15 protein-coding genes are annotated in these 15,612 nt (G+C 59.6%); 12 read left to right on the forward strand and 3 right to left on the reverse strand.

Going from position 1 to position 15,612, the window contains the following annotated elements:
* Positions 1-41 precede the first annotated feature (41 nt).
* From AB9K37_RS14900 to AB9K37_RS14925, 6 genes are all read left to right on the forward strand, one after another.
* Entirely contained in the window at positions 42-1,481 is a 1,440-nt protein-coding gene (locus AB9K37_RS14900) for a cache domain-containing protein (protein WP_369840308.1), read from the forward strand.
* Positions 1,478-2,125: a response regulator gene (locus AB9K37_RS14905; RefSeq protein ID WP_369840310.1), complete on the forward strand. Its 648-nt coding sequence runs from the start codon at positions 1,478-1,480 to the stop codon at positions 2,123-2,125. Before AB9K37_RS14900 ends, AB9K37_RS14905 begins: the two co-directional genes overlap by 4 nt.
* Positions 2,126-2,380: 255 nt before the next feature.
* Positions 2,381-4,135 carry an acetolactate synthase 3 large subunit gene (locus AB9K37_RS14910; protein ID WP_369840312.1) on the forward strand — a complete coding sequence of 585 codons (1,755 nt, stop codon included), beginning with the start codon at positions 2,381-2,383 and terminating at the stop codon, positions 4,133-4,135.
* A gap of 81 nt (positions 4,136-4,216) precedes the next feature.
* On the forward strand, positions 4,217-4,783 hold the full coding sequence (gene ilvN / locus AB9K37_RS14915; RefSeq protein ID WP_369840314.1) for an acetolactate synthase small subunit: 567 nt from the start codon (positions 4,217-4,219) through the stop codon (positions 4,781-4,783).
* A 69-nt stretch (positions 4,784-4,852) separates the two neighbouring features.
* Positions 4,853-4,996, forward strand: coding sequence for a hypothetical protein (locus tag AB9K37_RS14920; protein ID WP_369840316.1), 144 nt, complete (start codon positions 4,853-4,855; stop codon positions 4,994-4,996).
* Between the two features lie 37 nt (positions 4,997-5,033).
* Positions 5,034-5,372 carry a TfoX/Sxy family DNA transformation protein gene (locus tag AB9K37_RS14925; RefSeq protein WP_369840318.1) on the forward strand — a complete coding sequence of 113 codons (339 nt, stop codon included), beginning with the start codon at positions 5,034-5,036 and terminating at the stop codon, positions 5,370-5,372.
* A 2-nt stretch (positions 5,373-5,374) separates the two neighbouring features.
* Here AB9K37_RS14925 and ndk read toward each other — a convergent pair whose 3' ends face one another.
* Positions 5,375-5,797 (reverse strand): nucleoside-diphosphate kinase, encoded by a 423-nt coding sequence (ndk, locus tag AB9K37_RS14930; RefSeq protein WP_072707004.1) that lies wholly within the window; start codon positions 5,795-5,797, stop codon positions 5,375-5,377.
* Positions 5,798-5,996: 199 nt separating this feature from the next.
* On the opposite strand from ndk, the gene AB9K37_RS14935 reads away from it, so the two are divergent.
* The 3 genes from AB9K37_RS14935 (at position 5,997) to AB9K37_RS14945 (ending at position 9,189) form a co-directional block, all read left to right on the forward strand.
* Positions 5,997-7,853 (forward strand): ABC-F family ATP-binding cassette domain-containing protein, encoded by a 1,857-nt coding sequence (locus AB9K37_RS14935; protein ID WP_369840320.1) that lies wholly within the window; start codon positions 5,997-5,999, stop codon positions 7,851-7,853.
* Positions 7,854-7,923: 70 nt separating this feature from the next.
* Positions 7,924-8,541 (forward strand): MarC family protein, encoded by a 618-nt coding sequence (locus tag AB9K37_RS14940; RefSeq protein ID WP_369840322.1) that lies wholly within the window; start codon positions 7,924-7,926, stop codon positions 8,539-8,541.
* A gap of 57 nt (positions 8,542-8,598) precedes the next feature.
* Positions 8,599-9,189, forward strand: a complete 591-nt coding sequence (locus tag AB9K37_RS14945) for a TIGR02281 family clan AA aspartic protease (protein ID WP_369840324.1) — start codon at positions 8,599-8,601, stop codon at positions 9,187-9,189.
* Positions 9,190-9,193: 4 nt separating this feature from the next.
* On the opposite strand, the gene AB9K37_RS14950 is transcribed toward AB9K37_RS14945, so the two are convergent.
* Both AB9K37_RS14950 and AB9K37_RS14955 read right to left on the reverse strand, forming a co-directional pair.
* Positions 9,194-9,652, reverse strand: coding sequence for a DNA polymerase III subunit chi (locus AB9K37_RS14950; protein ID WP_369840326.1), 459 nt, complete (start codon positions 9,650-9,652; stop codon positions 9,194-9,196).
* Positions 9,653-9,656: 4 nt separating this feature from the next.
* On the reverse strand, positions 9,657-11,123 hold the full coding sequence (locus AB9K37_RS14955; protein ID WP_369840328.1) for a leucyl aminopeptidase: 1,467 nt from the start codon (positions 11,121-11,123) through the stop codon (positions 9,657-9,659).
* Positions 11,124-11,239: 116 nt separating this feature from the next.
* On the opposite strand from AB9K37_RS14955, the gene lptF reads away from it, so the two are divergent.
* Genes lptF through AB9K37_RS14970 form a run of 3 tightly spaced genes read left to right on the forward strand, consistent with a single transcriptional unit; the run spans position 11,240 to position 15,596 of the window.
* Positions 11,240-12,364 (forward strand): LPS export ABC transporter permease LptF, encoded by a 1,125-nt coding sequence (gene lptF / locus AB9K37_RS14960; protein ID WP_369840330.1) that lies wholly within the window; start codon positions 11,240-11,242, stop codon positions 12,362-12,364.
* The gene (gene lptG, locus AB9K37_RS14965; protein ID WP_369840332.1) at positions 12,361-13,458 is read left to right on the forward strand and encodes an LPS export ABC transporter permease LptG; all 1,098 of its coding nucleotides are present in this window, start codon (positions 12,361-12,363) and stop codon (positions 13,456-13,458) included. The genes lptF and lptG overlap by 4 nt, the downstream gene beginning before the upstream one ends.
* A complete protein-coding gene (locus tag AB9K37_RS14970; protein WP_369840334.1) occupies positions 13,458-15,596 on the forward strand; it encodes an LPS-assembly protein LptD in 2,139 nt (712 codons plus the stop codon). The genes lptG and AB9K37_RS14970 overlap by 1 nt, the downstream gene beginning before the upstream one ends.
* Positions 15,597-15,612: the final 16 nt, after the last annotated feature.

Consider the following 15,612-nt stretch of genomic DNA (forward strand, 5'->3'; position numbering starts at 1 on the left):
CGCGCCTTGATCTTGGCTGCCGGTTCTGAGCGAATCGCCCCATGAAACAGATTCTCTCGCGTCTTCATTTCAGTTACGGGCAGAAGCTCTTCTTGCTCGCGACCCTGCCGCTGATCGGGGCTGTGGCGGCGATCTCGGTCGTGGTGGCGCTACAATCGCAGGAACTGGCCGAACGCGAAGTTCGCACGCTAGAATCCCAGTTGATTGACGTGAAAAAGCAGGAGCTTAAGAACTACGTGACGCTGGCGCGGAACAGTTTTTACTACATCTATGGGAACGCCGCCCCTGATGACGAAGAGTCCAAGCGCAAAGTGATGCAGATCCTTGCTGCGATGATCTACGGGTCCGAAGGCTTCTTCTTTGTCTACGATTACGAGGGCAATAATCTGGTCTCGCCGCGCCAGACGGACATGATCAACCAGAATTGGGCCGGTCTTTCTGATTCTACTGGAACGCCCGTGGTCGACGAATTGATTCGCGTCGCGCGATCCGGTGGGGGCTACCACACATATCTATGGCCCAAGCCCAGCACCGGCGAAGAGGCCCAGATGATCACCTATGTGACCAGCTTTCCCAGTTGGCGATGGGCGGTGGGTACCGGCGTCTTTGTAGACGACGTGATCAAAACCGTTGCTGCGTCAAAGTCAGAGGTCGAGGCCCGCGTGCGCCGGACTTTCTTTTACATCGGCGGGATTACCTTTGCCTCGCTTCTGATGGTGTTCGGAACGGGCATGATCATCAACGTGCGCGAACGCCGTCTGGCCGATGCGAAACTCAAAAGCCTGACCCAGCGCGTGTTTGACGCCCAAGAAGAAGAGCGTGGCCGCGTGGCCCGCGAACTTCATGACAGCATCAGCCAAATTTTGGTCGGGGTGCGATACGGACTGGAATTGGCCAAGAAGCGGTTCGCCAACAATGACCCCCGCGCGCCAGAGGCGATGAACCGCGGAATCGACAGTCTATCCGGAGCGATCCAAGAGGTGCGCAGGATCAGTCGCGACCTGCGCCCCGGCGTGCTGGACGACTTGGGCCTTGGTCCTGCCCTCAAAGCACTGACGGATGACTTTAGCACCCGCACTGGGATCGAGACCCAGTTCAGCACCGTGGTCTTTCGCAACCGACTGGATCAGGACGCCAAGATCGCCCTCTATCGCATCGCCCAAGAGGCGCTGACGAACATCGAACGGCACTCTGGGGCCAACCACGTCACCATCGACCTACGCGGCCACCGCAGCGGGGCGACCATGACCATCGCCGATAACGGCCACGGGTTCGAAACCGCCCGCCGCCAGAACCCACGCCAAGGTCTTGGCCTGCGCAACATGCAGGAACGCGTCGAACAGCTCGAAGGCTCATTGAATATTCAATCGGCCAAGACAGGCACGCGGATTTCGGTGTCAGTCCCCCTCACCCACTTGTTGCCGCCCGAAACCGGCAGTACCTCTGCCTCGAAGAAACCCGTGACGGAGGCCCCCGAATGAGCACCGCACCGATCCGCCTGCTGATCGTTGACGACCACCCGATGGTGGCTGATGGCATCGAAGCCATTCTCGAGGGCTACGATGATCTAGAGGTCGTCGGCGTTCTGTGTAACGGGCAGGAAGCCATTGATCAGGTCGAAACCCTGAACCCCGATGTGATCCTCTTGGATCTGAACATGCCGGGAGTGGGCGGCCTGACTGCGACCGAGATCATCCTCGAACGTCGCCCTGAAACCCGTATCCTGATCCTGTCCATGCATGACAGCCCCGAGTACATCAGCAGCGCCCTCTCCCACGGCGCGCGAGGCTATGTGCTCAAGGATGTCCCGACCGAAGAGATCAAAACCGCCATCGACGCTGTGATGCGCGGCGAGCGGTACCTCTGCACCGGCGCCAGCGGGTCGCTGACCCCAGAGCCGACAGGCGACCGCGAACCCCTGACCTCTCGGGAACAAACGGTGCTGCTGCAACTGGCGCAGGGCAAGTCCAACAAAGAGGTCGCGGCGGAACTGGACATCTCGGTTCGGACGGTCGAAACCCACCGCAAGAACATCAAGCGCAAGCTCGGCATCTCGTCGACTGCGGGGCTGACCCGGTACGCGCTAGAGCATGGGGTCCTGCAAGGGACAGGTCACGGACTCTGACCCTTCGCAATAATTTTATTTCAAACATGCCCATTCCCGCGAAATTTCCTACAAATGCGGTTGACCTCGGTTTTTGCCGCTTTTAATCAGGGCGCAGCAAACGGAGAGCCCCTATGGACCAGTCGGTCGTACTAGTCGTGGAAAATTGGCGCATGGGCCGGTAACGGACACCATAACGGTATCCCATGCGCCCCCGAGAAAATCGGGGGCTTTTTTGTTTCAAACAGAAGTGACGTCGTAAACGGAGACACGCAGATGACACGTCAGATGACCGGAGCGAAAATGGTAGTCCAAGCCCTGAAGGATCAGGGTGTGGAAGTCGTGTTCGGATACCCCGGTGGCGCCGTGCTACCGATCTACGACGAAATCTTTCAGCAGAATGATATCAAGCACATCCTTGTGCGCCACGAACAGGGTGCGGTTCACGCAGCCGAGGGTTATGCCCGCTCGACCGGCAAACCCGGCGTTGTTCTGGTGACCTCGGGCCCCGGCGCGACGAACGCTGTGACCGGCCTGACCGATGCGCTGCTCGATTCGATCCCGCTGGTGGTTCTGTCGGGTCAGGTGCCGACCTTCATGATCGGCTCGGACGCGTTCCAAGAGGCCGACACCGTTGGCATCACCCGCCCCTGCACCAAGCACAACTGGCTGGTCAAAGACACCGACCGCCTGTCCGCGACTATTCACGAGGGCTTCCACGTGGCGACCTCGGGTCGTCCCGGCCCTGTGCTGATCGACATCCCCAAGGACGTGCAGTTCGCATCCGGCACCTATGCAGGTCCTAAGCAGGCGCGCACCAGCCACTACCAGCCCCAGGTCAAAGGCGATCTGGACATGATCAACGAACTCGTTGATGCGCTGGAAAAGGCGAAGCGTCCGATCTTCTACACCGGCGGCGGCGTGATCAACTCTGGCCCCGCGGCCAGCCAACTGCTGCGCGAACTGGTGGACACCACTGGCTTCCCGATCACCTCGACCCTGATGGGCCTTGGCTCCTACCCTGCCTCGGGCAAGGGCTGGCTGGGGATGCTCGGCATGCACGGCCTCTATGAGGCCAACATGGCGATGCACGACTGCGACCTGATGATCAACATCGGCGCCCGTTTTGATGACCGGATCACCGGCCGCATTGACGCGTTTAGCCCGAAGTCGAAAAAGGCGCATATCGACATCGATCCGAGCTCGATCAACAAAGTCATCCGCGTGGACATCCCGATCGTCGGCGATGTGGGTCACGTTCTGGAAGATATCCTGAAGGTCTGGAAATCGCGCGGCCGCAAGACCAACCAAGAGGCTCTGGCCAAGTGGTGGAAACAGATCGAAGAATGGAAAGCTGTCCGCTGCCTGTCCTTCAAGCAGGAAGGCTCGGTCATCAAACCCCAGTACGCACTCCAGCGCCTTGAGGAGCTGACCAAAGGCCACGACCGCTACATCACCACCGAGGTGGGCCAGCACCAGATGTGGGCGGCCCAGTACCTTGGCTTCGAAGATCCGAACCGCTGGATGACTTCGGGTGGTCTGGGGACCATGGGCTACGGCGTTCCCGCGTCGGTTGGCGTGCAGATCGCGCACCCCGAGTCGCTGGTGATCAACGTCGCAGGTGAAGCCAGCTGGCTGATGAATATGCAGGAAATGTGCACCGCGGTTCAGTACCGCGCGCCGGTCAAGCAATTCATCCTGAACAACGAACGTCTGGGTATGGTGCGCCAGTGGCAGCAACTGCTTCACGGCGAGCGGTACTCGCAGTCGTGGTCCGAGGCTCTGCCCGACTTCGTGAAGCTCGCCGAGGCCTTTGGTTGCAAGGGCATCCTGTGCTCGAATCCCAAGGATCTGGACGACGCGATCATGGAAATGCTGAACTACGACGGCCCCGTGATCTTTGACTGCCTTGTTGAAAAGCACGAGAACTGCTTCCCGATGATTCCGTCGGGCGCGCCGCACAACGAGATGCTGCTTGGTGACGCGAATGCCACCGATGCCATCGGCTCGACCGGCGCGGTGCTGGTGTAATCCATAGGACAACAGGCGGCGGGTGCGCCCGCCGTCCCCTTGGCAGGCGCGCCTGCCGTTTCGGGTAGAGGAAATTTTCAGATGTCAGCAGCTCTCAACATCAAAAAAGGTTCGTCCAAGCATTCGGCGTATAACCTACGCCCCAATTTCTCGGACGTCGAAGAAACCCACACTCTGGCTGTTCTGGTGGACAACGAAGCCGGCGTTCTGGCCCGCGTGATCGGCCTATTCTCGGGCCGTGGCTACAACATCGAAAGCTTGACCGTGGCCGAGGTTGATCACGAAGGTCACCTGAGCCGCATCACTATTGTGACCACGGGCACCCCGCAGGTCATCAACCAGATCAAAGCACAGCTTGGCCGCATCGTCCCCGTTCACGAAGTCCATGACCTGACCGTCGAGGGCCCCTCGGTCCAGCGCGAACTGGCCCTGATCAAAGTGGCTTGCACCGGCGACAAGCGCGTCGAGGCCCTGCGTCTGGCAGACATCTTCCGCGCCAAGGTCGTGGACAGCACCTTGTCGAGCTTCGTATTCGAAATAACCGGCGCGCCTGACAAAATTGATGCGTTTGCGGACCTTATGCGCCCCCTCGGATTGGCCGAAGTGGCCCGAACAGGGGTGGCCGCTCTATCAAGAGGCGCATCCTGATATCCCTATGCGGGACTTTTTTGGAACAAAGCTTCCTTTCAATACTTGATATATTGAAAGGAGGCACTCATGCCGGACAACACATCCCCCGAGCCCGACCCGCAACTCAAGCAGGTGATCGAAGCGTTACGACGCGACGAAACGCCTAAGAAAAAGAAGAAGAAACAGGACGACGAGCCTGACTTCATCTTTACCGACTTCGCAATGATCTGAAGTCTGGGATTGCCTCGCCCCCTTGATATAAGGGGGCATGGCGACTCCGGTAACCTCCATCAAATACATCGGGCCCGCACAGGCCAAAGCGCTAGCCGCCGCTGGCATCCATGACGCCGAGACCCTACGCGAGGTCGGCGCGCACGAAGCCTATGGCCGGATGCTGGCCTCGGGCCATTCCCCACATTTCATCGCATACTACGCGCTTGTCATGGCGCTGCAGGGCCGCCCTTGGAACGATTGCAAGGGACAGGAAAAGGATGATCTGCGGGTGGCGTTCGACGATCTGAAGGACGCCAGACATGACAAGGGCCGCTCCGAACTGGAAGCGGCCCTCGATATGATCGGGGTCATTGACCCCAAGATCCGTAGGTAGGCTTAGCCGACCAGTTCCAGACCCGAGAAGAAGAACGCGATTTCGTTCGCTGCGGTTTCGGGAGCGTCCGAACCGTGAACCGAGTTTTCGCCAACCGACAGAGCGAATTCTGCGCGGATGGTGCCTTCGGCTGCATCTGCGGGGTTGGTTGCGCCCATGACTTCGCGGTTTTTCGCGATTGCGCCTTCACCTTCCAGAACCTGAACAACGACGGGCGCCGATGCCATGAATTCGCACAGTTCGCCGTAGAATGGACGCTCTGCGTGCACTTCGTAGAACTTGCCTGCCTGAGCGGGGGTCAGGTGGATGCGCTTCTGGGCAACGATGCGCAGACCAGCGTCTTCAAACTTGGCGTTGATTTTGCCGGTCAGGTTGCGGTTGGTTGCGTCGGGCTTGATGATGCTCAGAGTGCGTTCGGTGGCCATGGAAAACCTCATTTGAGTTAGACGTGAGCGGGCCGAAACCCGCGATCCCGCGCCCCCTAGCATGGAAAACTTTCTGGGGGAAGACAGCTTTGATGGCGGTAACGTCATGAGTCGGGAAATTCACGTAGCTTTCATGATTTCGCATCGATCCGGTGAATGGCCGCTTTCCGAGGGCATTGGGCTCTGCTAATCGCGGGACATGCTCAAGATTTCTGATATCTCCTATTCGATCGAAGGCCGCCCCCTGTTTGAAGGGGCCAGTGCCACCATCCCCGACGGCCACAAGGTGGGGCTGGTCGGGCCGAACGGCGCGGGCAAGACCACCTTGTTCCGGCTGATCCGTGGGGAACTCACGCTGGACGGCGGGGACATTAACCTGCCCTCGCGAGCGCGCATCGGCGGCGTCGCGCAGGAGGTTCCGGGCAACGAGGTCAGCCTGCTTAATACCGTTCTGGCCGCCGACACCGAGCGTGCCGCGCTGATGGCAGAGGCCGAAACCGCCACCGACCCCCACCGCATCGCCGACATCCAGACCCGTCTGGTCGACATTGAAGCCTGGAGCGCCGAGGGTCGCGCCTCGACCATCCTCAAGGGTCTCGGCTTCGACTACGAGGCGCAGCAGCGCCCTTGTTCGGCCTTCTCGGGCGGCTGGCGGATGCGCGTGGCCTTGGCGGCGGTGCTGTTTTCAGCGCCTGATCTGCTGCTCTTGGACGAACCGACCAACTATCTCGACCTCGAAGGGGCGCTGTGGCTCGAGGAATACCTCGCCACCTATCCCCATACGGTCATTGTGATCAGCCACGATCGCGGCCTGTTGAACCGCGCCGTGACCGAGATCCTGCACCTCGAGGATCGCAAGCTGACCCTGTACCAAGGGGGCTACGACCGCTTTGCCAAGACCCGCGCCGAGCAGCGCGCGGTTCTGGCCGCCGCCGCGAAAAAGCAGTCCGCCCGCCGCGAGCATCTGCAATCCTTTGTGGACCGTTTCCGCGCCAAGGCGACCAAGGCGAAACAGGCCCAAGCCCGCCTGAAGATGATCGAAAAGATGGAGCCCATTAGCGCCCCCGAAGAGGCGGCCAAGCGGGTCTTTACCTTCCCCGAGCCCGAAGAACTGTCACCCCCCATTGTCGCGATGGAAGGGGTCGAGGTCGGCTATGGCAACACCCCAATCCTGAAGCGTCTGAACCTGCGCATTGACCAAGACGACCGCATCGCCCTCTTGGGGAAAAACGGCGAGGGGAAATCGACCCTGTCGAAGCTGATCGCGGGCCGACTGGATGCTATGTCCGGCAAGCTGACCAAATCGAACAAACTGCGGATCGGCTTTTTTGCACAGCATCAGGTGGATGAGCTTTACGTCGATGACACGCCCCTCATGCACCTCCAACGCCTGCGCCCCGAGGTTCATCAGGCCAAGCTGCGCGCCAAACTGGCAGGCTTTGGTCTAGGCGCGGATCAAGCAGAAACCGAGGTCGGCAAACTCTCGGGCGGTCAAAAGGCCCGCCTGTCGCTGCTGCTCGCGACCTTGGATGCACCGCATCTCTTGATCCTCGACGAACCGACTAACCACCTTGATATTGAGAGCCGCGAAGCCTTGGTCGAGGCGTTGACCGCATACTCCGGCGCGGTTGTTCTGGTCAGCCACGACATGCACCTGCTTGGGATGGTCGCGGATCGCCTTTGGCTGGTCAAAGACGGGCGGGTCTCGCCCTACGAGGACGACCTCGAGTCCTATCGCAAACTTCTGCTGACCAGCGATACCCCTGCCCCCGCCAAAGCGAAATCCGAGGACAAGCCCAAGCGCCCCGGACGCGACGCCATGCAGGCCCTGCGGTCCGAGGCCCGCAAGTCCGAAGAGCGCGTCGAAAAGCTGATGGAGATGAAAGAAAAGCTGGAAGTCAAACTGGCTGATCCCGACCTCTACGACCCCGCCCGCAAGGACGAGGCGCTGCAGTGGCAAAAGAAAATGGCAGAGGTCGAAGAGGCGTTGGTCCGCGCAGAAAGCCTGTGGGAAGACGCTATGATGAAGCTCGAAGAGGCCGAGAACCCCGCCTGAGCCCTGCCAGAAAATCCTTGCGCGCGGGACCGTTCCCGAGGACGGTCACCCCAACCGACAGGAGCCCGACATGGATGTGAATTTCCTGATCACGGCGTTCTTTACGCTGTTCGTCATCATTGACCCCATCGGCCTGACCCCGCTGTTCGTGGCCCTGACCCAAGGCATGTCGCCGCAAAAGCGCCGTGCGATCGGCATCCGAGCCTGTTTTATCGCCGCCTGCATTCTGACCGCCTTCTCGATCTTTGGCGAAGCGCTCTTGGGGTTCATCGGCATCTCTATGTACGCCTTCCGCATCGCGGGCGGCATCCTGCTGTTTCTGACCGCGCTCGACATGCTCTTCCAACGCCGCACCAAACGCCGCGAAGATCAGGCCGAGGAGGACGAGGGTCATGATCCCTCGGTCTTCCCCATTGCGATCCCGCTCATCGCGGGGCCCGGCGCGATTGCGACGATGATCCTGCTCAGTGGTCAGACCGATGGCGTGCTTGGCTACCTTTCGGTGCTTGGCGTGATGCTGGCGGTTCTGGCAATCATGCTTGCGCTGTTCTTTACCGGCGGCGTTATCGAAAAGGCTCTAGGGCGGACTGGTATCAATGTGGTCAGCCGACTGCTCGGGATGCTCCTAGCCGCGCTCTCGGTGCAGTTCGTACTGGACGGTCTGCGCGGCTTTGGCTTCGCGGGGTGACAAACGGCGGACGCGTTCCCATATCAGGTAGGTCCTTTTTCCTGAGTGAAAGTGCAAATGCTCGATAGTCTACCCGGAGATGATATTGCCCGCGCCGCGTATCTGGTGGTGCTCGGAAGTGCCCTAATCGGGATTGTTTTGGTGCGGATTCGGCCCGGTCTGATCCAAGGGTTCAAGACAATCGCTGCGTGGGTTGTGATCTTTGGCGTCGTCGCCATTGGCGCGTCACTTTACGAGGATGTGCAGACACAACAGCCGATGCAAAGCTATTCCGCGCAGGACGCTCAGATCACCGTTCCGCGTTCCCGTGACGGGCATTATTACCTGACACTCGGAGTGAATGGCGTGCCAACGCGGTTCGTGGTGGATACAGGCGCGACGGATATTGTCCTGACCCAAGAGGCCGCGCGCGCAGCGGGAATTCCCTTGGACAACCTACCCTACATGGGCCGCGCCATGACCGCGAACGGAGAGGTCCGCACTGCCCGCGTGACCCTGAATTCGCTGACGCTGGACGGGATTACCGACACCAATATCAAAGCTTCGGTCAATGGTGGGGCCTTGCACGAGTCGCTGCTGGGGATGCGCTATCTATCACGCTTCTCGTCACTGCAGATCACGGACAACACGCTAATCCTGACGCGCTAAGGCGTTACTTTTCCGCCTTCTTCTCCCACCGACCGGATTCTTCTGACCAGTATTGAGCCGAGCATCCTTCGTCCGTCAGGGATTTCCACTGTCCCCGTGCGTGGGCCAGTTGGTCATGGTCGTAGCCATCAAAAACGATGCAGACACGATCCAGCGTGTTCACTTCGTCCGGCGCGACATCGGCGCGGTCGATAGCCATCAGGCAGACCGCCTCATTGGGGCGTTCGGTGCCCGTCGTTAGCAAAACGGGCTGCAGCGCATCATGCGCGCCGCCCGCCATGCCATGGGGCAGGAATTGCTCTTCCGGCCCCATCCAGAGTTTCTGGTCCAGCCATTCCAGCCGGCCCGCTTCGGTCCCGCGCACGGCCACACGCCACCCGTTCCCCAGTGATCTGTCGATCAACAGGGACAGCGCCTCGTCCAGCGAGGATCGCGTCAGGTGGTAGAAAAAGGCCGCGCCCAAGGGATCAGCTTTCGTAGGCGTCGCGGACCAGACGATCCAGCGCCATCACGCCCCAGCCGCTTGCGCCCTTGGGGTGCAGCGTGTGCTCGGCGCGGCTGGCAACGCCCGCGATATCAAGGTGGATCCAAGGGGTCTCTTCCTTGACGAACCGCAGAAGGTACTGCGCCGCCGTGATAGAGCCTGCAGGGCGACCCCCCACGTTTTTCATGTCAGCAGTGGGGCTTGCCAGCTGCTTGTCATAGGCAGGGGCCAAAGGCATGCGCCATGCGCCTTCGTTCTCGGATTTCGCAGCCTTGAGGAAGCTATGGCAAAAGGTGTCATCATTGCTGAAGACGCCTGCATTTTCGTGGCCCAAACCGATGATGATCGCACCGGTCAGCGTTGCCAGATCGATCACACCTGCGGGATTGAAACGTTCTTGGGTGTACCAGAGTGCGTCACACAGCACGAGGCGGCCTTCGGCATCGGTGTTGATGATCTCGACCGTGTCCCCCTTCATGGTGCGGACGACATCACCGGGCCGGATTGCATTCCCGTCTGGCATGTTCTCGACCAGACCGACGATGCCGACGACGTTCGCTTTAGCCTTGCGCAATGCGAGGGTTTTCATGACCCCCGAGACGACGCCAGCGCCGCCCATATCCATGGTCATGTCTTCCATGCCGCCCGCGGGCTTCAGGCTAATGCCGCCGGTGTCGAACACAACGCCCTTGCCAACCAGAGCGAGCGGCGCGTCACCGTCATTGCCACCGTTCCACTGCATCACCACAAGCTTCGACGGGCTGACAGAGCCCTGACCCACAGCAAGCATCGCGCGCATGCCCAGTTCAGCCAGTTGCTCTTCTTCCAGCACTTCGACGGTCACACCCAGCTCGGTCAGCGACTCGAGACGGGCCGCGAATTCGGTGGTGGTCAGAACATTTGCAGGCTCGGACACCAGATCACGAGTAAAGAACACACCTTCGGCCAGCGCCGCTTTGGGCGCGTAGGTCGCAGCACCCGCCTCGGGGTCAGTGACCATGACAGTAACGCCCGCAGGAGGTTTACCTTGATCGCCAGTTTTGTGATCAATGAATGCATAGGTCCGCAGCACCACGCCCAAGGCCAGCTCCTCGGGGTGCTTCATCCGAGCCGCACAGAGCAAGAGCGTTTCGCTACCGCGGAGTTTCGCCAGCGACGCGCCTGCTTTGCGGCAGGCTTGGACGCCCGCCTTCTTTTCCAGAACCACGATGTCGATTGCTTTGGCAGTGCCCGCAGGAAAGGACAGGGTCACGATGTCGCCGATTTTCCGCTCAGCCCAGCTTTCATCCCCGACGACCCTTGCGATTGCGCCTTTGCTCAGTCTGTTCATGCGGCGCGCTTGCATGTCCAGTTGCCCATCAGGGCCGACAAAAACAGCGATGCGCCCCTCAACCCCTTCTAGAGCATCCAGATCAGCGGCGATAAATTCTACGGCAACGGGTTGCGTCATCGAGTTCCTCCTTGTTTACCCAAGACCTAGCCCGCACTGCGGGGTTTTGCCAGATACCAGTTTGCACCCGACGGGCTTTCCGCTAGGGTCCGCACATTATTCGTACGGGGGAAAGAGTGGGACGCACCGATCGCTATATGCTCTCGCAGCTTATGGTGCTGTTTGGGTTCTTTGCCCTAGTTCTGGTCAGTATCTACTGGATCAACCGCGCGGTTGTCCTATTCGACACGCTGATCGGGGACGGCCAATCCGTTGCTGTATTCCTCGAGTTTTCCATGCTGTCTCTGCCCGCAGTGATCGGGCTTGTGCTGCCGTTAGCCAGCTTTGCAGCCGCCGTGCAAATGACGAACCGGCTTTCAAATGAAAGTGAACTGGTCGTTATGCAGGCAACAGGTTTTAGCCCGTGGCGTCTGGCGCGTCCTGTGGTCATCTTTGGAATCGCTGTCGCCGTTCTGGGGGGTGTTCTGACCAACGGTCTGATCCCGGCCTCTGCCGAGCAGCTAAAGCTGCGCGAAAAAGAAATCTCGCAAAACATGACCGCCAAGCTTCTAAAGGAAGGGGTGTTTCTGCATCCCACCAGAGGCGTGACGTTCTACATCCGCAATATCGCGGAAAGTGGCCAGTTGGAGGACATGTTTCTCTCGGACAATCGCGATGCAGCGCGCCGTGTGACCTACACCGCCAAAGAAGCCTATCTCACCCGCTCGGACAATGGCCCGAGAATGGTGATGGTAGATGGCATGACCCAGTCGCTGGACCGCAACACCGACAGGCTTTCCGTCACCTATTTCGAAGATTTCGTCTACGATGTCAGTGGCTTCTTGAAGAATGAGGATGGCGTGGACCCCGACCGTGATTTCTTTTCCACGTGGGATATGCTTACCAAAACCGCAGCCATGGCTGAACTGGCCCGCGATACCGAAGGCGAGATTCTCGAGGCAGCTCACAAGCGCCTGAACGATCCGATCCTATGCTTGGTTACTGCACTTCTGGGGTTCTCTGCACTTCTGGCCGGGGGCTTTTCGCGGTTCGGATCGGGCACGTATATCCTGCTCTCCATCTTCTTGATCATCGTCCTGATGATCATTCAAAGCGCAGTCAAAGACCCTGCACGCGCAGCACCTGCCCTATGGTGGTTGACCTATCTACCAAGCTTGGCGGGCTTCGCGATGGTGGGCCTCTTGCTGTCCTATGCGTCGGGCTACTTCCGCCGCGGCCCCAGAGCGGAGGCCGAAGTATGATTCTGCACTTTTATTTCGCGCGTCGTTTCTTGCGGGCGTTCTTCGCGACCTTTGGGGTGTTTCTTGCCCTGACCTTCCTACTCAATCTGGTCGAGGAAATCGGTCGTTTCGGTCCTGACACGATCACCTTTCTCGGCGCCGTCGAGTTGACCGCACTGAAGGTGCCCGCAAACCTCTATCAGATCACCCCTTTGATCATGATCCTCGCGACGTTGATCCTCTATCTAGGACTTGCCCGCAGTTCCGAGATGGTCGTCACCCGCGCGTCTGGCCGGTCCGCCATGCGGGCGCTGGTTTCGCCTTTTCTGACGGCGCTTCTGTTGGGGGCGCTGATGGTCGCGGTGTTCAACCCCATCGTCGCCACCACCTCCAAGCGCTATGAACTGCTCAAGACCGCCTACAAAGAGGGCGGAATCAACGTCTTCTCGATTAGTCGCGAAGGGCTCTGGCTACGTCAGGGCAGCGAGCGTGGGCAGACCGTGATACGGGCACTCACCGCGAACTCGGACGGCAGTGCCCTGACCGACGTCACATTCATGAGCTTTGGCCCCGACGGCTCGCCCCTGCGCCGAATAGAGGCTGGTGCGGCCCGCTTGATCGACGGCGCATGGAGCCTGACGGACGCCAAATCATGGGATCTGTCAACCAAGGTGAACCCCGAGGCCAACGCCGCTTTTTACGACTCGTTGAATATTCCGACATCGCTTACGCGCGAAGGGATTGCGGATACATTCGGTGATCCATTGATCGTGCCGATCTGGCAGTTGCCCACCTATATCTCGGATCTGGAAACCGCCGGATTTTCGGGGCGGCGCCATGCAATTTGGCTACAGATGGAACTGTCGCGACCGCTCTTTCTTGCTGCGATGGTGCTGGTGGGCGCGGCGTTCACTATGCGGCATACACGCTTCGGGCGTACTGGAATTATGGTGCTTTCTGCGGTTCTTCTGGCCTTTGCCCTGTACTTCATGCGCAACTTCGCGCAGATCCTTGGCGAAAACGGGCAGTTGCCTTTACAACTTGCAGCATGGGCGCCCCCTGTCGCGGCAATTCTTCTGCCGCTCGGGCTCATTTTGCACCTCGAGGACGGATAATGCGGAATACTTGGTTCGGGAAAGCTGCTCTGATCGGCGCCCTGTTTGCCTCTACATCGGTACTGGCGCAGACGGCCCAAGATGACGAAGCTCCTGTCTATCTGATTGCCGATCAGGTTTTTCTGGATGGCGAAGATCTGCTGGTCGCGTCCGGCCACGTCGAAGCCCGCCAAGGAGAGCGCCGCCTGATGGCGGAAATGGTGACCTACAATCAAGACACTGACACCCTGAGCATCGAAGGCAACATCCGCCTTGAGGATGGTAGCAACACGGTGATCCTGGCCGATGCCGCCGAACTCAGCGACGATATGCGCGAAGGGCTGTTGCAAGGCGCGCGCATGATTCTGGCGGAGCGCTTGCAACTCGCTGCCGTGGAATTGCAGCGCACCCAAGGGCGCTACCAACAAATGTCCAAGGTAGCCGTGACCTCCTGCCATGTCTGCGACGACGGTCGCCCGCCCCTCTGGCATATCCGGGCACGCCGCGTGATCCATGATCAGGAAACGCGGAACATCTACTTCGAGGGTGCACAGCTGCGCATTCTGGACGTACCCGTATTCTATGCACCAAAGCTAAGACTGCCCGATCCCACAGTCACCCGCGCCCGAGGCTTCTTGATCCCCGAGGCCGTCAGCAGTTCGACCTTGGGCACCGCAGTGCGAACACCCTACTTCCTGCCAATCGGCGATCATGCAGATTTGACCGTCTCGCCGTTCCTGTCTGCGAAAACCAAAACGCTTGAGCTGCGGTACCGTCAGTCCTTCTACAACGGTGACATCGAAATCAACGCCGCAGGCTCGCGCGATACCCTGCGCGAAGATGTGGGCCGCAGCTATGTGTTTGCCGAGGGCGACTTCGAGCTACCCGAGAATTTCCGCATTACCTTCGATCTGGAGACAGCGTCGGACACCACCTATCTGCAAGAGTACGATTATTCCTCGCAAGACCGTCTAGACAGCGCCCTGCAACTGACGCGAGACACGCGCACCAGTTCGTTCGGCCTTGGCGGCACGGTGTTTGAGACCCTGCGCGCCACCGAGGAGAACGACACCCAAGCCAGCCGCTTGGGCGAGGCGCGGTACGAATTGCGAATGACCCCAGATGTCATTGGCGGCGAAGCGCGGCTTGGGCTCGAAATCCACGAACATGTACGTGACAGTCATACAGACGAAGTGGGCCGGGACGTCCAGCGCGTCGCCACAAGTTTCGACTGGCGCAAAAATTGGATTGTGGGGAATGGCTTTGACGCGCAGCTTCTGACCGGCGTCAGCACGGGCTACTTTGATCTGGATGACGACAGTTCTTTGCGCGATCGTACGGATTACACCATCCCCTACGCTGCCGCGACCCTGCGCTGGCCGCTCGAAGGCATCGGGTCGCAGGGGGCCACGCATTTGGTCGAACCCGTCATCCAGTTGGCGTGGTCGAACGATGACACCGGCGCGATACCGAATGACGAAAGCACACGCGTTGAATTTGACAGCGGAAACCTGTTTTCTATCAACCGCTTCCCTGCTCCGGATAAAAACGAAGACGGCCTTCGTGCCAATATCGGCCTTGGGTGGACACGTTGGGGCGTGGACGGCAGCTATTCACGCCTGAACCTCGGCCGTGTCATCCGTGCCAAAGAAGACAATCGTTTTTCGAACAGTTCTGGCCTTGCAGGCTTAGAATCCGACTGGCTCTTCGAAGCACAGATCGGTCAGGTCGAAGGGCCAATGCTCAGCGCACGCAGTCTCTTGGACGATCACCTTCGCCTCGCCAAAGTCGAGGCCCAACTGAACTGGACGTTCCCTCGCGGCGCGCTTGATGCGACGTACCTGTGGCTGGACGAAGATGCTGACGAAGACCGCGATGACGAGGTCTCGGAATGGACATTAGCCAGCACCTATGCGCTGAACGATTTCTGGACCAGTTCCGTGGAATGGCGCTACGATCTGGTGGACGACCGCACCTCGACCGCTGGCGTCGGACTTCAATACGAAAACGAATGCGTCAAGGTGGACCTTTCCGCCTCGCGCCGCTTCACCTCTTCCGATAACCTCGATCCGTCCACTTCTGTGGGGCTGACTGTTGCGCTGACCGGGTTCAGCGCTGGACGTGGCTCCGGAGCCGTGCGACAGACATGTAAATCCTGACCCTGACTGACCCAAG

The organism is Donghicola sp. XS_ASV15, from assembly GCF_041224595.1.
In the GTDB taxonomy this organism is placed as follows: domain Bacteria; phylum Pseudomonadota; class Alphaproteobacteria; order Rhodobacterales; family Rhodobacteraceae; genus Donghicola.